Below are 18666 nucleotides of genomic sequence, written 5' to 3'. Positions count from 1 at the left end.
CAGGAAAAAATCAATCTATTTAATATCTTTGCCCCATGATAAGTGAAATTGCCAACCGCATATTTAATCAAGTAATTACAGACTACCATAAGTTTGATGATATTGACCATCCGGTTGAAAACCCATATGATGCCGAAAGTTTAGAACATCTCTTTTATGTTAAAAACTGGATCGATACGGCACAATGGCATATGGAAGATGTGGTACGTAACCCTCAAATTGATCCTGTTGAAGGTTTGAGCTGGAAAAGACGTATCGATGCTCAAAACCAGGTACGTACCGATATGGTTGAGTTTATTGATGGTTATTTCTTAAATCTTTATCAGGGAATTTCAGCTTTACCGGATGCTAAAATCAATACAGAAAGCCCTGCATGGGCGATAGACAGGCTTTCTATACTTGCGCTAAAAATTTACCATATGCAGGAAGAGGCTGAACGCGAAAGTGCCTCGGTTGAGCACCGCGCACAATGCCAGGCGAAATTAAATGTATTGTTATCGCAACGCGAAGATCTTTCAACCAGTATTGATGAATTATTGGCAGATATTGAGGCAGGCAAAAAATACATGAAAGTATACAAGCAAATGAAAATGTACAACGACCCGAGTTTAAATCCGGTATTGTATAATAAAGCATAAATAACCAAGCACAAAGACACGAAGAACACAAAGAATGCCTTGATGCTCTTTGCGCCTTCGTGGTAAAACATTATGGCCGCAACCCAAAAAATTATTGTTTTACGCTTTTCGGCAATGGGCGATGTGGCCATGGTTGTCTCTGTTTTACGCGAATTTTCAGAGCAGAACCCCAAGATAGAGATTATCATGGTGAGCAGACCTGCTTTTAGGCCATTTTTTGATCGCATTCCGAACCTGATCTTCCATCCCATCGAGCCTAAAACCGTTCATAAAGGAATTGATGGTTTATACAAACTCTATCAGGAACTCCGCAGTTATAAACCAAATGCAATAGCCGATTTACACGATAATTTAAGGAGCAGGGCAATTTCTACGTTCTTTCGTTTAACCGGAACAAAAATTAGGCGGATAGATAAAGGAAGAGCTGAGAAAAAGAGATTAACACGTAGCAATAACAAAGTTTTCAAGCCCCTCCGTAAAACGGTAGAGCGTTATGCCGATGTTTTTCGCGAATTGGGATTTAGTGTTAAGCTAAGTCATAAATTAGCTAAATCTCCTCAGGAAATTCCAGCAGATGCACAAAATTTATTTACTAATAAAGCCACAAAAAAAATAGGCATCTCCCCTTTTGCACAGCATGTTTATAAAATATATGCTTTAGAAAAAATGGAAAATGTAATTGCCTCATTAAGTGGATCGGGTTATGAACTTTTCATATTTGGTGGTGGTAAAATAGAACAAGAAATAGCCAAAAAATGGGCTGAAACGCATAAAAGAGCTCATAATTTAATCGGTAATTTTAACTTAACGGAAGAACTTGCCATTATTTCAAACCTGGATTTAATGTTAAGTATGGATTCATCAGGCATGCATATGGCATCACTTGTTGGTATACCTGTTGTGTCTATTTGGGGACCAACACATCCGTATGCTGGCTTTTTGGGCTACGGGCAATTGGAAAGCGATTGTATCCAGATTGATCACCCTAACAGGCCAAATTCTATTTATGGAAACAAACCTTGCCTTTGCGGTGTTGAAAACTGTATAGACTTAATTAAGCCTGAAACAATTGTAGATAAAATTAAAGAGAAATTAAATGGCTAAGCAATTACTTTTGGTTCGTCACGGTAAATCGGATTGGGGAAATTTAGATTTAAAAGATTTCGACCGACCGCTGAACAAACGTGGCAAAGAAAATGCACCAGAAATGGCAGAAAGATTGGTTAATAAAGGATTCAAATTAGATCTGATTGTAAGTAGTCCGGCGAAAAGAGCCAAATCTACGGCTAAATACTTTGCAGAAGCCTACAATATAGACCATATCCAATTTGAAGAATCTATTTACGAAGCCAATACCAGAGCCCTGCTTAAAGTGGTTAACGGGTTAAATAATGGCGCAGACCATGTGGTGATGTTTGGTCATAACCCCGGTTTTACAGATTTTGCGAACGAGTTATGCGATGCAGATATTTACAACATTCCTACTGCAGGCATGGTATTAATTTCTTTTCCTTTTGATTCGTGGCAAATGGTAAGCAAAGGTACCGGAGAATTGGTGTTTTTTGATTACCCGAAAAATAGTGACGAGATTTAAGGCTTTTTACCATTAAGGAATTAAGCTCATTAAGACTAAATTCATTACAGTTTGGCTTCAGCCAACTGCATAAATACTTAAAACGGCTTTAGCCCATTGGCGCTGGGAAGGCTTTTCCCGACAAGCACAACCCACAGTTAAATAAACCCGGTAGCAGCGGCAGCCCCCGATCCTTCATCGGGGCTATAGCGAATAACGGGACTGAAGAAGCCAAGTACTACTGAAGGAACATTTCCAAAAAAAATCGCCCACTTAATTATCTTCATTATCTCTAATGAGATAATTTTATTACCTTTGACTATATAAAACGAAAATCTGGCAATAGACATTTCGGTGAATTCATAACCTAAACTCTTCTGGTTATTTCATAATTCGTATCGCCAGAAAATTTATCCATTAATTTATCTGAACATGAGTTTTGACTATAATACTACGCGTAGCCATTTAATTTTATCGGAATATGGCCGTAACGTACAAAATATGGTAAAGTATATCTGCGAATTACCTACCATTGAAGAACGTAATAAATATGCCCAGGCGGTTATCGACCTGATGGGTTTTTTGCAACCACATTTACGTGATGTTGCCGATTTTAAGCATAAACTTTGGGATCACCTGCACATTATTTCTGGCTACCAGATAGACGTAGACAGTCCTTATCCTAAGCCATTAATCGAGAATGCTTACATTAAGCCAGCGCCACTGGCCTATCCTCAGCAAAGAATTACATACAAACACTATGGTAAAACGGTTGAGAATCTGATCGAAAAAGCCATGCGCGAAGAAAATGCCGAAATTAAAAAGGCAATGGTTCAAAGCATCGCAAACTTTATGAAAATGGCTTATGTGACCTGGAATAAAGATAATGTAAGTGATGATACCATTATTAAGGATTTAAAGTATCTTTCAGGTGGATTATTATCACTTGATGAAGGCGTTAACCTGGCCAAAGTAGAATTTAGAGCGCAAAACCCTCGTCAAAGCAATAACAACAACAATAACCGGGGCAGAAGCAACAACAATAACAACAACGGAAAAAACCGTCAAAATAATAACAACAATAATAACCGTCAACGCAACAATAACAATAAACCTAAATATTAAGGTTGAAGGTTAAAGGCAGAAGGCGGAAGGTTAAAACATCCGCCCAATCTTGATACCTGATACTTTATACTTGATACTAAAAATATATGAACGCATTTGAAATAACAGGCGGAATTAAATTAAAAGGCGAAATTACCCCTCAGGGAGCCAAGAATGAGGCTTTACAGATTTTATCGGCTGTATTGCTGACCGAAAAGAAAGTAACCATCAGTAATATTCCCGACATTAAGGATGTTAACAAACTGATTGAATTACTTGGCGATTTAGGTGTTACCGTTGAGCGCATCAATAAAGACACTTATACCTTTGAAGCTAAAAATATTGATTTGAATTTCTTTGAATCTGATACTTTTAAATCGAAAGGTGGTGGCTTACGCGGGTCAATTATGATTGTTGGGCCACTGTTGGCGCGTTTTGGTAAAGCAGCCATTCCGAAACCGGGTGGTGATAAAATTGGCCGCAGAAGGTTAGACACCCACTTTATTGGTTTTGAGAAACTAGGCGCAAAATTCGTTTACGACAGCAAAAAAGCCTTCTTTAATGTAGATGCAACCAATTTACAGGGTGCTTACATTTTGTTGGATGAAGCTTCGGTAACCGGCACAGCAAATATTGTAATGGCGGCTGTTTTAGCAAAAGGCACTACTACGATATACAATGCGGCCTGCGAACCCTATTTACAGCAATTGTGCAAAATGCTTAACCGCATGGGAGCAAAAATATCGGGCATTGGCTCTAACTTGTTAACCATTGAAGGTGTTAAAGTTTTAGGCGGAACAGAACATAGAATGTTACCTGATATGATCGAAATTGGCTCATTTATCGGTATGGCTGCCATGACAGAATCAGAGATTACCATTAAAAATGTTTGTTATGATGAACTGGGTGTAATTCCGGAGGTATTTAAAAAACTGGGCATTAAACTGGAGCGCCGGGGCGACGACATTTATATTCCCTCTCAAAAACATTACGAAATCGATACTTTTATAGATGGCTCGATTTTAACCATTGCCGATTCTCCCTGGCCGGGTTTTACACCTGATTTATTAAGTATTGTTCTGGTTGTAGCTACACAGGCAAAAGGGAATGTTTTAATCCACCAAAAAATGTTCGAAAGCCGTTTATTCTTCGTGGATAAACTGATCGACATGGGAGCTCAGATCATCTTATGCGACCCACACCGCGCTACCGTTAATGGTATTGACAAAAAATATAAACTTCGTGGAATCAGTATGACTTCTCCTGACATTAGGGCTGGAGTTTCATTATTAATTGCAGCTTTATCTGCAGAAGGTAAATCGACCATTTATAACATCGAACAAATTGAACGTGGCTATCAGGATATCGACACCCGTTTGCGTGCCTTAGGTGCGCAGATTAAGCGTGTAAATGCTGATGCGCCGAGCCATTAAGGCAGAAGGTTTAGAGGTGGAGGGTTTAAGGTAAAACCCAAAGCGAAAATAGCATAAATAAAAACGTCCGGGTAATTATTACCCGGACGTTTTTTATTTTGGTCACTTTTTAAGACCCTGAAATAAATTCAGGGTGACGACCTCGGAATACTCCATCTTAGCTCCTACCCTGATATTGCATTAATAATATCGTATTGTGTAATAATTTCGATCTTTCCAGATTCATCTTCTACCAATACAGCCGAGTTTTCTTTATTGATCAATGAAGAAATTTTATCAATTGAGGTGTTCAAATCAACAAATGGAAAAGTAGCGGTCATAATTTCTGAAATCGGCGCCGATTTTAAGCCTGGATTTTCAAGTAACGCACTTAAAATATCACTCTCTGCAATTTTACCTACAATCATTCCCTGTTGCGTTACCGGAATTTGCGAAATATTCATCGATTTAATGGTATTGATGGCCTCAAGCACAGATTTTTGTGCATCGAGCGTTACAATCTCTGTGCTTTCTTTTTTAGCCAGAATAGATTTAGCGGTTAATTTTTCGTCCTGTAAAAATCCGCGTTCACGTAACCAATCTTCATTATACATTTTACCCATGTAGCGGCTGCCATGATCGTGAAAAATAACGACAACAACATCTTCGGGCTTAAGTTTATCTTTTAACTGAATTAATCCGCCAATGGCAGCACCGGCAGAGTTACCTACAAAAATACCTTCCTTACGTGCAATATCGCGTGTCATTAAAGCTGCGTCTTTATCTGTAACCTTTTCAAATAGATCGATCACATCAAAATTTACGTTTGCCGGAAGAAAATCTTCGCCAATACCTTCTGTGATGTAAGGATAAATTTCATCCTTATCAAATATGCCTGTTTCTTTATATTTCTTGAAAACCGAGCCATATGTATCGATTCCCCAGACTTTAATATTTGGATTCTTTTCTTTCAAATATTTCCCGGTGCCGGAAATGGTTCCACCAGTACCCACCCCAACTACTAAATGGGTAATTTTTCCTTCTGTCTGCTCCCATATCTCAGGACCAGTTTGCTCATAATGAGCCTGTGAGTTGGCTAAGTTATCATATTGATTAGGTTTCCATGAATTTGGCACCTCGCGCTCTAAACGCGAAGAAACAGAATAATAAGAACGGGGATCTTCAGGCTCAACGTTTGTAGGACAGACGATTACTTCGGCACCAAAGGCACGTAAAGCATCAACTTTTTCTTTCGATTGTTTATCAGTAGTGGTAAAAATACATTTATAACCTTTAATAATGGCCGCCATCGCCAGGCCCATACCTGTATTTCCGGATGTTCCTTCTATAATTGTTCCACCTGGTTTTAGTTTACCGCTTTTCTCGGCATCTTCGATCATTTTAACCGCCATACGGTCTTTAATTGAATTGCCCGGGTTAGTAGTCTCTATTTTCGCCAGAATTGTTCCTGGAACTCCTTTTGTTATCGTATTTAATTTTACCAATGGCGTGTTGCCAATGGTTTCTAAAATATTATTGTACCACATGTTGCAAAATTAAGCAATGGCATTAAGTATTTTATAAACTATATTTTATTTGAAACATAATTTCGAAAATTAAAATTTTAAAGAATTTAATTCCATAATCTATAATTATGATAGGCATTATAGATTGATTATTGGGCAAAACGCAATTTCGAAAGTAGATTCGTCATTTCGACTGTAGAGAAACGGGATGGAGAAATCTAATATCTGGTCCTCATTACCCCAACTTGTAAATTTTCCCTGGTAGCGAAACAATAATCCCCTGCATCTCTAATGTAAGGATTACGATTGCCAGTTTACTTTGCTGTATATTCAATTGAATGCAAAGCTCATCTATAGAAAGTTGGCCGTTTTGTAATGCATCAACAACCCGCTGCTCGTTAGGGGTAAGGCTAAGGCGTAGCGTGGTTTGCGTTTCCTTTTTCTTTTCTCCAACCTCATCATCCCAACCCAGGTAATAAATCAGATCATGAGCATTATTTATCAATCCGGCTCTATTGGTTTTAATCAGGAAATTACAGCCTTCCGAAAAAACATCATTTGTTCTGCCCGGAAAAGCATAAACATCTTTATTGTAAGAATTTGCGATTTCTGCGGTAATTAAGGCGCCTCCCTTTATTGATGCTTCAACTACAATGGTAGCATCAGCAATCCCTGCAATAATCCGATTTCTTTGTGGAAAATTAGGCCGATCCGGATTGGTTAGGATTGGGAATTCGGTGAGCAGGCTCCCGTTCAAAACCATTTTTTGAGCAATCGTTTTATGAATTTTTGGATACATTCGATCTAAGCCATGACCAAGCACCCCAACGGTAGGAATATTATTTACCAAGCACTCTTTATGCGCAGTTATATCAATACCATAAGCCAAGCCACTCACGATCAAAACATTGTAGGGTGCTAAAACTTCGCACAATTCCTTACAGAGATTTTTTCCGTAGCTTGTTGCATTACGGGTTCCAACAATGCTGATGATGCGCTGGTGGTTAAAATCGACTGTACCCTTGGCGTACAGCAGTATGGGTGAATCGATGCAGTTCTTTAACCTTTTAGGATATTTTTCATCAGCGAAAAACAGTACTTCTATTCCATGTTTTTCGATAAAATCCAATTCTTGCCTGGCCCTTACCAGAGCATCGGTACTACGAATGGCTTCAATTGTTTTCTCTCCAACACCCGGAATTTGCAAAAGCTGCTTTTTGCTTGCAGAAAATACATTTTCGGCGTTTCCACAATAGGCAAGAAGATTTTTGGCCGTTACCGGGCCGATAGATTTAATAAAAGTTAAGGCAATTTTATGGAGCATGCTCATGATCTGTTAAGGTTAAATAAATGCGGGATGATTTATTTCCTTAAAGCAAGCTTAAAAATCAATATCGATTAAACTTTTTAACGGAATATGAATATTATTCTTTAGCTGTATATATTTTTCTGTAACAGCCCAAACTGTAGTATCAACACGTTTTGGACCAATGGTAGTATTAAAAGTAATGACGGCTTTCGATTTAAACTCATTACCCAGCCTTTGCGCTTCATCAAGTTTTGTTTTTAATTCAGTAGTATGATCTTCTTTTGCATTGATGATGTTTAAATAACTAATATGTTCCTTTTCTACAATTTCTATTGGCATGGTGTCTCTTTAACGATTAATGTTAAACAAGCTTATCAATTTTTTATAAAAAAAACAACAATATTTTCTCAAATAATGCAATAATCACGTAGAAAAGGCCAGATTTGAAATACAAAACTGGCCTTTTTAGTATAAAGTCTAAGTTAATTATTTAAACCTCAGCTTTCTAGTTTCAACCATGCCCTTAAATTCATGATCCATCTTGCCTGAAAGATCATCAACCTGTGTTTTAGATAGCGGTGAGGTACTGCTAATGGTATTATCTTTAAGTAAAGATGAAAAACTACCATTGGCAGAATAGTATAAAGCCTGAGCCAGCATTTTTTCTGAGGTATCTCCAAAATCTTTGGTTACATCGTCAGCAATGTCTTTATCAACAGCCATTCCATCAAAATAACCACCTTGATTCAATTGGTTTTTAGTTTCAAACTGTGGAATGTATAAATCATTTTTATCAATACGGATAGAGAAAAAGCCAACAGGTTTTCCATAAGTTTTCTTGCCTACCAATTTAACATCCATTACAGGTTTCAAATTATTAATTAAAAGCTCACTCGCAGATGCAGTGCCTTTGGTAACAATAAAATAAACCCTTGCTAAGCCATTAAGCGAACCACGTTTAGCGAAAACCTCCTGGTTATTTGCAGCTACGGTTGGAACATATGGATAATCGAAATACGAATACAAACGGGTAACATTATCACTGCCCGTAGCATAAAACTTTTGGTTTTGAAGAATTGTAGCTTTATTGTCTTGCATGGTTTGAGTCCAGTAAGTGGTATACATTACTCTACCGTTTTGGGCAGAAGGTGCAATTAGGTTGGTAAAGGCCTCTGATGTTTGTACCGATCCGCCACCATTATACCTTAAATCTACAATTAGTTCGGTAATACCATCTGTAGTAAATTGAGTAAAAGCCTTATCTAATAAAGGTGCAGAATTTGTTGTAAATGTGTTAAATACAATATATCCTACCTTTTTAGCACCAACGGTATATGTTTTACTAAATAATATCGGATTAACATTATATTCGGCCTTAGTTACGGTAACCTCCTGAGTCGTGTTGTCAGGTTTTAAGACCGTTAATGCAACTGTTGTGCTGGAGCCAAAAATGGCATTTACCACATAATTAATACTGGCATCACTGGTATTAATATCTGAACTGCCATTAATTTTTGTAATCTGATATCCTCTTTTTAGTCCCTGACCGGCCGCAGGTGATGCAGCATAAACATATTTAATCCTCAAATCGTTATCTCCTGCAAAAAACACCGAAAATCCAAAATCACCGTTCACCCCTCCCAACTGACCAGCAACAGAACCATCATCTATAAAAGAATATTTAGGAGACGTTGACCGTTCTACATATTCATATGGTTTGTTTGTTTGCGGATTAATTGCAATCTGAGTCATTGCATACAGCAATTTCTCATTGGATGAAAAAGTTCTTGGATTGAAGCTATCGTAACTTGGCAAGCTTTTATTCCAATAATAAGTTTGTTTGGCGTACAGAAAGATAGAGTCTTTAGTGAGCAGTGCCCGATCGCTGGTTGGTGTTTGCAGCAAATTCGATTCACCAGCATCAGTATCAGCATCAGGATTATTATTCGATTTTTTACACGATACCGTAAACCCAACCACAATAAGCAAAGCACACAAAAATGTATTTTGCGAAATAAATTTTCTAAGCATATTTATCTGTAAATTTCTAGTGACACAATATACGGCAAATTAATTAATTTAGATTGTTGCTCATCAAATTTATTTGCTCCAACAACTAACGCCTGGTTAGGCGATAAATTGTTGCTGTTTAATATGTTCTGAAAAATTTCTGCTTTAGTTAAGCCTAACTCCTCAGCAAAATATACGGTAAGATATTGTTCTAATCCATTCCACTCTGTCTGCTTAATTTTATTGAGTTGTTGCTCTGGGTTACCGGCAGTTACAATAAATATTTGTTTGCGGTCTATCACAAGTTCCTGCATAAACTCGAGCATATTTTTATAAAGCAAAAGTTTTAAAGGTAAACGGGCATTCTGGTGTAGAAGATCAAAATTATGCTTGTACATCATATCGATGGCAAACTGATCTGCCGTTTTCTCAAAAAGTTTTTCAGTACCATTACCTTCGTATGTTGCACGCATAAATTCGATAACAGGCTGCGCACTTTTCTGCTCGGTATATTCTATAAACTGTGCAAACAGATAATAAACCTGTAACAAATAATCTTTTTCTGGAAATAGCACATCGTCCAATTCAAAAATTACGATCTGCTTGTCTTTCACATATTGATATGCATCCATATTAAATTGTAAAAAGTTTTAAATCACCAGTACTGTTATAACCAAATACCCCATTTAATTTAGGAGATACATTTGCAGGTATAGAACCTTCTTCGGTTGAAAAAATCCGATCGCCGTGAATAAACACTGCAAAATTTTGGAAAGACTGTTTTTCTTGAGCTACATAATCCGCAATTACATCAGCATCTGGCAGTAAAACCTGAATACCATACTCTCCAAAAAGCACGGCAGATTTAGCCAGTGGCTCAAGCTCATCATGGTGCAAGGGGATAATACAATCTATGGACTCAGTAATACAAAAATTTAATAGAATATGAGCTATACTATCTTTATTTAGCTGACCCAGTGACGAAAAAGCATAATTTTCAGTTACGATCCCTGGAACATCGCCATAATCGGCAAGTAAAACAAAATGACTGGGAAACGCTTTCATCAGCTTCAAAGCCTTGGCATTGTTCCCTCCTGTTATCAGTATTTTCAAGATATAATTATTGAATGAATAAATTAGTGAATGATCAAATGAACATGACCTTATACAATTAAGCCATCTTTCATGCTTACTACACGGTCGCTGGTTTTTGCAAGGTGTTCATTGTGCGTAACAATTACAAAGGTTTGATGGAAATTATCGCGCAAACTTACAAACAGCTGATGTAATCCGGCTGCATTTTCAGAGTCTAAATTCCCTGACGGTTCATCAGCCAATATAATTGAAGGATTATTGATCAGCGCTCTTGCAATGGCTACGCGTTGCTGCTCACCGCCGGAGAGCTGATTGGGTTTATGCTGGGCCCTATCTTTTAGTCCAAACAGATCTAACAGTTCAAATGCCCTGCTTTCGGCTTGTTTTTTATTGGTTTTGGCTATGAATGCCGGAATGCAGATATTTTCAATGGCACTAAATTCTGGCAGCAAATGATGAAACTGAAATACAAAACCGATGTTCTGATTTCTAAAAGTACTCAACAAATCGCCATTCAATCTATTTATAATCGTACCTTTTAATTCTACAGATCCATCATCAGGTTTATCAAGTGTCCCTAAAATATGCAATAAAGTACTTTTACCTGCGCCAGATGGCCCAATAATACTTACAATCTCCCCTTTTTGCACTTCAAAATTTACGCCTTTTAAAATTTGTAGATTTCCGTACGATTTTCTTATTCCAGTGGCTTTTAGCATGCTTCAAATTTAATAAAATGGTTGGTTAGTTCAATAGTTCATGGCCAATGGTTTATTGGTTAATAGTCTAATTGTTCAATAGCCAATAGTATACCAGTTTTTAGTCCATTGATTAGTCCAAATTAATTAGTTCCTAATTTGAGTAGTCCTTTAGCGATAGTTCAACAGGCGATAACCCATTGGCAATTAATTATTGGTAATTCATAAATGTATTTCTTAAACACCCAGGCTATAAACTATCTAACCATGAGCTGTCTGGCCATTAGCATCAACCAATTAAAAACAAAAAAAGATTTGCATATATCAATTTTCTACTTAACTTTGAAAAACAAAGCACTTTTAAAATGAGCACTCAAGAAGAACAATTAAATGCCTTAAAAGATATCAGACAAATGATGGACAGGTCATCGAGATTTATTTCTTTGAGCGGTTTATCTGGTGTTTTTGCAGGCGTTATCGCTTTAATTGGGGCCTACTTTGCCAACGATGAAATTAACAAATTCATTAACAAACGCGGTTACGGTTATGGCGTTGATGGAGAAATGGATCTGGAGTTTAACTTGGTAAAACTTGGTATTTTTGTTTTGGTGATTGCTTTGGCTGGTGGAATTTTATTCACCTATAGAAAAAGTCAGAAAAACAATCTTCCAATCTGGGACAAAACTTCTAAATCACTTTTAATCAACTTATTTATTCCGCTGGCTGCTGGAGGTTTGTTTATTATTGCTTTATTGATTAACCATCCGAATACTTATGCTATTGTTGCACCAAGCTGTTTAATTTTTTATGGTTTGGCACTTATTAATGCCAGTAAATATACTTACAGCGACATTCGCTACCTGGGGCTTTGCGAGGTAATACTTGGATTAATCTGCATGTTTTACGTAGGTTATGGCTTAATTTTTTGGGCTTTTGGCTTTGGTGTATTGCACATTGTTTATGGTCTTTTAATGTATTTTAAATATGAGAGAGGTCAGTAAGGATGAAAAACCCGATAGCAGATTTAAATAAAATATTCGATAGCCGGATCAGGTTGGGCGTAATGTCTATCCTGGTGGTGAACGATGAAATTGGCTTTAACGACCTGAAACAGATGCTCGAATTAACAGATGGAAACCTGGCCTCACACCTGAATACTTTAGAGCAGGCAGAATTTATCAAGGTACACAAAGGTTTTATCGGCAGAAAAACCAGTACCACCTACTCTATCACAGCTTTGGGCAAACAAGCCTTTAAAGCACATTTAGATGCACTTGAAAAAATGATCAAAAAACTATAAGCCATTTTTTTTAAACACATACTTTGAAATTCAAAGCACTTTTAAACATGAAAACAGGACAAATAAAAAGACTTAAACTCGTTGAAATCGGCAAATGGATGGCTGTAATTTCGGCCGCAATAGGCACCCTCATTCTTTTAGCCTACTTCGTACTCAAATTAAACGAACTTATGTTTGCGGGGTTATTCTATATTTATCTTGCTGCTTTAGTAAACGGGGTATTTTTTCTTATTCTCCTTCGCGAGTGCTTCAGGCAGCAAGCCTATTGGCGAAAAATTGCGGCAACTATGTTCTTCATGCTGCTAAACATTCCTTTAAGCTTATTCTACTGCTTTTTAGCCTTAAACTTAACCCTTTAAACAATTCAAAATGAAAACAACATCTAACTTCCTATTGCTTTCTACCTTAATTGGTGGTTTACTTTTTAGCTATATTTTTTGGGAAGAATGGCTGGCATTAAACCAATTGATTTACAGTGTTTTTATCATCACTGTAACCATTTTTAACAACGAGGTAATTAAAAGTAATAAGTTTAAAATTTATGCCATAGCGCACTTGCTTGCAGCTGTATTGGTGGTGGTAAATAATTCTGCCTTAAGTGCTGTAACCTATTATATTAGTCTGGTACTATTTGTCGGTTTTGCGCACTACCAGGCTGTACGTACCATTTATATTGCAGGTATGGCAACTGTTATGCAAATGATTACCGTTCCAGCAACTCTGTTAAAAAGACTATCGGACGTTCAAATTGGTAAATTTAGTTTAAGACCTGTTTTCAGACCGATTAAATACATTATCCTGCCATTAATAATTTTATTTGTATTTACTGCTATTTACAGCGGTGCCAATGAAGTTTTTGCACATTATTTAGATTTAACATTTACTAATATTTCTAATTTTTTCAACAGTATTTTTGGCTTTATATTTCAAGATCTAAGCTTACCTCGCTTTTTTCATTTCTGCCTGGGTATATTGGTAACTGCAGGCCTTATCATTACTTTTTACAATAAAAGCATTGAAAAACTTGAGGCCACTTGCAAAGAAAGGCTTTTAAGGATAAGACGCAGCCAGAAGCCCAAAAGCATCTGGTATGAAGTTGCCCACACCTTTACCAGTCAAATTATCACCAAAAAAATGGCTTTGAAAACAGAATATGTTATCGGGCTCATCTCCTTTATTTCTTTGAATCTCTTGCTGCTGAGTGTAAATCTGATTGATATTTCTACACTTTGGTTTGGATACAAACCTGCTGGTAATTTCTCTGCCGATTTGCACGATGGTACAAATGCCCTAATTTTTAGCATTATATTGGCCATGGCGGTAATTCTATATTTTTTCCGTGGAAACTTAAACTTTTATAGCAAGAGTAAAACCCTTAAAATTTTAGCCATTGGCTGGATGGTTCAGAATTTTATCCTCATTATCTCTGTTTTCATCCGCGATGGATACTACATCGAATTTTACGGTTTAACCCATAAAAGAATTGGCGTATTGGTTTTTGCTGTTCTCTGTATCGTTGGTTTGGTTACCGTATATATTAAAGTAACTAAACAGAAAACCTTATTTTATTTATTTAAAGTAAACGGAAATATCTGGTTTGCTCTTTTACTGGCTTTTAGTTTAATTAACTGGGATGTTTTTATTGTGAAATACAATTTAGCGAAAAGTGATCAGGTGGGAATTGATGTCGATTACCTGTTATCGTTATCAGATAAGACATTGCCTGTTTTAGATAAACACAGGTCAAAATTGCATTATACTCCCGCTAAAAAGGGATATGAAAAAGAAATTGCCAAGCCTCAAACTGCAGATTTTTATAGAGACCAGCTGGACAAACGTATTGGTTATTTCAAAGAGCGGTATCAGGAAGTAAGCTGGCTATCATGGAACCTGCAAGATTGGAATACGGCAGAATATTTTGGATTAAATAAACATGAATAAAATTTTGAAATAGGAACTTTTCGAGATAATAATTATGGATACTTTCATATTTAAACTTTTAATCGGCTTCTTGCTAGTCACATTTTCAATAATCCTTCCACTAGTATTAGTCTATTCCATCCGCAGAAAGAAATCGAGTCCAAAGATGAAATGGATTATAATTTCAATTTTAAGCATTTTACAATTATGGTTTTTTTACTCCATATATACTGCATTTTATCCTCAAGATTCATTTTACTTTGAAGAATACGAAACCGTAGTTAGAAAAACTGTTCCAAAATCAGCTGAAATAATTAGCAAATCAGCTAGTTATCCGGATATTCATGGCAACTATTGCTCTGTTTCGTTAATGAAGTTATCAGACCAGGATTATGGCAACTTGTACCGGCACATATATCAAAACAAAGAATTTGAGAACCCAGAATTAGTTATTTCTGAAACACTTACTGAAATTTTAAACCTGACCACTGCCAAAAATATAGTCTGGCGGCAAAGAAAAAAAACGGGGGAAGATTGGAACCATTATTTCATTGGGTTCTTAAAAGATCGAAAAAGCATCATAATTTATTACATAAACGATTAAATCATCATTTTAAAAATCCTGCATAATTAACCTCTCGCCTTTGCTAAACTTTTGTTGGATTTAGTTTCTCCGGTGCAATTTGCATCGGGGAGCAAAGGTTTTAATTCATTAACAATTTAACTGTACATTATAAATATAAAAATCATGAAAAATCAAGAAACATTGAATTCAGGCAAATTAAGAATTACGATCATTTTAAGTGTAATAACGTCAATATTGGCTATTCCTTTAGTAGCCATGCAGTTTACTAATGAAGTGAATTGGACACTGTCCGATTTTGTAATCGCAGGCATATTATTACTCAGCACAGGTTTGGCTATCGAACTTGTAATCAGAAATTTAAAAACAGGCACCCTAAGAACAGTAATACTCGTTGTTATTTTATTGGCCTTATTCCTTATCTGGGCAGAATTAGCTGTTGGTATATTCGGAACACCTTTTGCAGGAAGTTAATGAACACTATTAACCTTTTTTATTCCCGCAGATTTAAGATGATTAGCACAGCGGAAACATATCTTTTGCATCTTACAGGAACCAACCGCTTTTAAGCCTGATTGTAGCGGTAAGCCCGGAGCGTAGCGAGGACTTATAGCGGAAAGCAGGGCCACTAGCCGCCACGGAGAACCGACCCCTCACTTTCAAATAAAACATATCTGCGAAATCAGCAGACACCATAAAACAGTGCCCATTACCGGCACTAATTTCCCGATTAACATAAAACGTTCATTTTCTGAAAAAATCGGCAATTGCTATTTGTTTAAAGGGTTTGAAATTGTAGCTTTGGGCAAATTTTGTAGCAAATGAACCCGATGCGATTAAAATAATATTTTAATCGTAATAGGCTCCATCTGACAGATAAAGACAAAAATATAAACAGATGAATATTCACGAATACCAGGGTAAACAAATATTAAAAAGTTTCGGTGTTAACGTTCAAGAAGGAATAGTTGCCGATACTCCTGAGCAAGCTGTTGAGGCTGCTAAGCAACTGAAAGTAGATTACAATTCTGACTGGGTTGTAATTAAAGCGCAGATTCACGCTGGTGGTCGCGGTAAAGGTGGCGGTGTTAAATTAGCTAAAAACCTTGAAGAGGTTAAACAACGTGCAACTGATATTATTGGTATGCAATTGGTAACCCCTCAAACCGGTCCGGAAGGTAAAAAAGTGAACAAAATTTTAGTAGCCCAGGATGTTTATTATCCAGGTGCTTCTGAAACCAAAGAATTCTACATCTCTGTATTGTTAGATCGTGCAAAAGGCCGTAACATTATCATGTACAGTACAGAAGGTGGTATGGATATCGAAGAAGTTGCAGAACATACGCCACACTTAATTTTCAAAGAAGAAATCGACCCTAAAGTTGGTTTACAAGGTTTCCAGGCGCGTAAAATTGCCTTTAACCTAGGTGTAAGCGGTAATGCTTTTAAAGAGATGGTTAAATTTGTAACTGCTTTATATAAAGCTTATGAAGCAACCGACTCTTCAATGTTCGAAATCAACCCGGTATTAAAAACTTCTGATGATAAAGTAATTGCAGTTGATGCTAAAGTGAATCTGGATGAAAACGGTTTATTCCGTCACCCTGATTATGCAGCAATGCGCGATGTTACGGAAGAAGACCCGATGGAAGTTGAAGCAAGTGCTTCTAACCTGAACTTTGTTAACCTTGATGGTAACGTAGGTTGTATGGTTAACGGTGCAGGTTTAGCGATGGCTACCATGGATATTATTAAATTGGCCGGTGGTGAGCCTGCTAACTTCTTAGACGTTGGTGGAACTGCTAATGCACAAACGGTTAAGGCGGCTTTCAACATCATTTTGAAAGACCCTAATGTTAAAGCAATTTTAATCAACATTTTCGGTGGTATTGTTCGTTGCGACCGTGTTGCACAAGGTGTAATCGATGCTTATAAAGAAATCGGTAACATTCCGGTGCCAATTATCTGCCGTTTACAAGGTACAAATGCCGAAGAAGCTAAAAAATTAATTGATGAGTCTGGCCTTCAGGTTTACTCAGCAATCGCGCTAAAAGAAGCAGCTGATTTAGTAACTAAAGTATTGGCTGAACAAGCATAGGTTTAAGCTAAAAGTCGAAAGACAAAGCTTAAAGCAATAACATATTCTAAAACCTTTCAGTGCAAACTGGAAGGTTTTTTTTAGTCTATCTTTTCAAAAAAACATAAGAAAGTCGTCATCTCGACTGCAGCATCGCGGAACGGAGAGATCTGTTTAGACTGTTTTTTTTTGAAAATGAACGGTTTTTTTTCAATGGCGGCCTCCTGTCCTGCTATCTCTTCAAGTCCTCGCTGCGCTCCGGGCTTTCCGTTCTATCAGGTTTATTAACAAAGGTTTGTGGTCATTCTGATCACGCTCCCCGAAACTCCAAAATATCCCCCGGCTGGCAATCTAAAGCCTTACAAATCGCCTCTAACGTTTCCAAACGAACAGCCTTTGCTTTACCTGTTTTCAGTATCGATAAATTAGACATCGTAATCCCTACCCGTTCGCTTAATTCGGTTAACGACATTTTACGCCTGGCCAACATTACATCTAAATTTACAATTATGGGCATAAGGTTTATATCGTTAAATCGTTTTCTTGCTGAATTTCTATTCCTCTGTTTACAACCTGTACAATTATAAAAAGCACAACAGCCATAAAGAACCATACATCAGCTCCGTCCATTTTTAACGATCGGAGATTAGCGGCCATAACGCCTTGTTCGGTAAGCCAAACCGTATACTTATAGCCTAAATTGGCAAAAAAACCTATCCCAAGCGCTAAAAAAAACTGTATCAAAATAAAATGCTTCAACTCTATACTGAATGGCTGAGAAATACTAAGTTTTTTATCGATAAACAATTTTACAATTAGATAGAACATAATTGCTTTTAGCACAGCAACAATAATCATAACGAGTGTAATGACCAGGAAATATCCCTGATCAAATTTGTAAACGCTTGACAAATAATCTGCCCCATCCCAAAAGTTACGCACACCCTTCGGGTTTATAAACGTTGTAATAATTGTATTAACAAGTACCCCGCCTGCTTCGACACACAGACCGATAAAAATGATCCACGAAAGTACATGTAAGACTTTCAAAATCTGATTGGTTGTTATTTTAATTTCCATAATTACATACTGTTTAAAATGTAATACCTGAGATTTATTTTAATGCTTAGTAATAGAGTAATTTCTTGTTTTGATTTTTATACATACTAACCTGACAAAAATTACATGATCAAAAACACCTAATAATAATGACTTTTGTTATTTGCTTTAAATCGTTTAAAAATTAAGAAACGTCATATTTATTCAATCATTTGAAGTACAAACATAAATAATAAATTATTATAATTCAAAATATATTTATCGATTTACAATAAATAATATCTGAAAAACAATCATAAAGCAGCTATTCAGACATACCATGTCAGAATTTTGTTTGGAATGATTTTTGCTATAAGTAAAAC

Annotated in this window: 21 protein-coding genes; 12 read left to right on the top strand and 9 right to left on the bottom strand. The window is 36.7% G+C overall.

All coding sequences use genetic code 11. The features are described 5' to 3' along the window. The first annotated feature begins 35 nt into the window (after positions 1–35). From ACN9MR_RS04820 to murA, 5 genes are all read left to right on the top strand, one after another. On the top strand, positions 36–638 hold the full coding sequence (locus ACN9MR_RS04820; protein WP_426328483.1) for a DUF4254 domain-containing protein: 603 nt from the start codon (positions 36–38) through the stop codon (positions 636–638). Between the two features lie 72 nt (positions 639–710). Beyond that, complete coding sequence (locus ACN9MR_RS04815; protein WP_426328482.1) at positions 711–1742, top strand: glycosyltransferase family 9 protein; 1032 nt, start codon at positions 711–713, stop codon at positions 1740–1742. Continuing rightward, positions 1735–2232: a SixA phosphatase family protein gene (locus tag ACN9MR_RS04810; protein ID WP_426328481.1), complete on the top strand. Its 498-nt coding sequence runs from the start codon at positions 1735–1737 to the stop codon at positions 2230–2232. Before ACN9MR_RS04815 ends, ACN9MR_RS04810 begins: the two co-directional genes overlap by 8 nt. Before the next feature lie 411 nt (positions 2233–2643). Next, positions 2644–3336: a DUF4290 domain-containing protein gene (locus ACN9MR_RS04805; protein WP_426328480.1), complete on the top strand. Its 693-nt coding sequence runs from the start codon at positions 2644–2646 to the stop codon at positions 3334–3336. A gap of 86 nt (positions 3337–3422) precedes the next feature. Next, a complete protein-coding gene (murA, locus tag ACN9MR_RS04800; RefSeq protein WP_426328479.1) occupies positions 3423–4748 on the top strand; it encodes a UDP-N-acetylglucosamine 1-carboxyvinyltransferase in 1326 nt (441 codons plus the stop codon). Positions 4749–4912: 164 nt separating this feature from the next. Here murA and ACN9MR_RS04795 read toward each other — a convergent pair whose 3' ends face one another. The 7 genes from ACN9MR_RS04795 to ACN9MR_RS04765 form a co-directional block, all read right to left on the bottom strand. Continuing rightward, on the bottom strand, positions 4913–6274 hold the full coding sequence (locus ACN9MR_RS04795; protein ID WP_029277167.1) for a pyridoxal-phosphate dependent enzyme: 1362 nt from the start codon (positions 6272–6274) through the stop codon (positions 4913–4915). Positions 6275–6488: 214 nt separating this feature from the next. Further along, positions 6489–7583, bottom strand: coding sequence for a DNA-processing protein DprA (dprA, locus tag ACN9MR_RS04790; RefSeq protein ID WP_426328478.1), 1095 nt, complete (start codon positions 7581–7583; stop codon positions 6489–6491). Between the two features lie 51 nt (positions 7584–7634). Further along, on the bottom strand, positions 7635–7901 hold the full coding sequence (locus tag ACN9MR_RS04785; RefSeq protein ID WP_029277171.1) for a hypothetical protein: 267 nt from the start codon (positions 7899–7901) through the stop codon (positions 7635–7637). Positions 7902–8048: 147 nt separating this feature from the next. Next, the gene (locus ACN9MR_RS04780) at positions 8049–9593 is read right to left on the bottom strand and encodes a S41 family peptidase (RefSeq protein ID WP_426328477.1); all 1545 of its coding nucleotides are present in this window, start codon (positions 9591–9593) and stop codon (positions 8049–8051) included. A gap of 2 nt (positions 9594–9595) precedes the next feature. Further along, positions 9596–10204: an HAD family hydrolase gene (locus ACN9MR_RS04775; RefSeq protein ID WP_426328476.1), complete on the bottom strand. Its 609-nt coding sequence runs from the start codon at positions 10202–10204 to the stop codon at positions 9596–9598. A gap of 1 nt (position 10205) precedes the next feature. Beyond that, positions 10206–10685 (bottom strand): hypothetical protein, encoded by a 480-nt coding sequence (locus tag ACN9MR_RS04770; protein ID WP_426328475.1) that lies wholly within the window; start codon positions 10683–10685, stop codon positions 10206–10208. A gap of 50 nt (positions 10686–10735) precedes the next feature. After that, complete coding sequence (locus ACN9MR_RS04765; protein ID WP_426328474.1) at positions 10736–11386, bottom strand: ABC transporter ATP-binding protein; 651 nt, start codon at positions 11384–11386, stop codon at positions 10736–10738. A 344-nt stretch (positions 11387–11730) separates the two neighbouring features. Between ACN9MR_RS04765 and ACN9MR_RS04760 the strand changes: the two genes are divergently transcribed. The 7 genes from ACN9MR_RS04760 (at position 11731) to sucC (ending at position 17266) form a co-directional block, all read left to right on the top strand. Further along, a complete protein-coding gene (locus tag ACN9MR_RS04760) occupies positions 11731–12366 on the top strand; it encodes a hypothetical protein (protein WP_426328473.1) in 636 nt (211 codons plus the stop codon). 2 nt (positions 12367–12368) lie between these two features. Beyond that, positions 12369–12665 (top strand): winged helix-turn-helix domain-containing protein, encoded by a 297-nt coding sequence (locus tag ACN9MR_RS04755; protein WP_057932898.1) that lies wholly within the window; start codon positions 12369–12371, stop codon positions 12663–12665. Positions 12666–12712: 47 nt separating this feature from the next. After that, the gene (locus tag ACN9MR_RS04750; RefSeq protein ID WP_426328472.1) at positions 12713–13024 is read left to right on the top strand and encodes a hypothetical protein; all 312 of its coding nucleotides are present in this window, start codon (positions 12713–12715) and stop codon (positions 13022–13024) included. A gap of 10 nt (positions 13025–13034) precedes the next feature. Beyond that, complete coding sequence (locus ACN9MR_RS04745) at positions 13035–14606, top strand: DUF4173 domain-containing protein (RefSeq protein ID WP_426328471.1); 1572 nt, start codon at positions 13035–13037, stop codon at positions 14604–14606. A 34-nt stretch (positions 14607–14640) separates the two neighbouring features. Continuing rightward, positions 14641–15189, top strand: coding sequence for a hypothetical protein (locus tag ACN9MR_RS04740; protein WP_426328470.1), 549 nt, complete (start codon positions 14641–14643; stop codon positions 15187–15189). 144 nt (positions 15190–15333) lie between these two features. Further along, positions 15334–15642, top strand: coding sequence for a hypothetical protein (locus ACN9MR_RS04735; protein ID WP_426328469.1), 309 nt, complete (start codon positions 15334–15336; stop codon positions 15640–15642). 424 nt (positions 15643–16066) lie between these two features. After that, positions 16067–17266, top strand: a complete 1200-nt coding sequence (gene sucC, locus ACN9MR_RS04730) for an ADP-forming succinate--CoA ligase subunit beta (RefSeq protein WP_426328468.1) — start codon at positions 16067–16069, stop codon at positions 17264–17266. 289 nt (positions 17267–17555) lie between these two features. Here sucC and ACN9MR_RS04725 read toward each other — a convergent pair whose 3' ends face one another. Further along, positions 17556–17762, bottom strand: a complete 207-nt coding sequence (locus tag ACN9MR_RS04725; RefSeq protein WP_426328467.1) for a helix-turn-helix domain-containing protein — start codon at positions 17760–17762, stop codon at positions 17556–17558. A gap of 5 nt (positions 17763–17767) precedes the next feature. Further along, complete coding sequence (locus tag ACN9MR_RS04720) at positions 17768–18325, bottom strand: hypothetical protein (RefSeq protein ID WP_426328466.1); 558 nt, start codon at positions 18323–18325, stop codon at positions 17768–17770. Between the last annotated feature and the right edge of the window lie 341 nt (positions 18326–18666).

The organism is Pedobacter sp. R-06 (genome assembly GCF_049913135.1).
In the GTDB taxonomy this organism is placed as follows: Bacteria; Bacteroidota; Bacteroidia; order Sphingobacteriales; family Sphingobacteriaceae; genus Pedobacter.
Note: the sequence above shows the minus strand (reverse complement) of the source record. Positions and strands in the feature narration are given on the sequence as shown.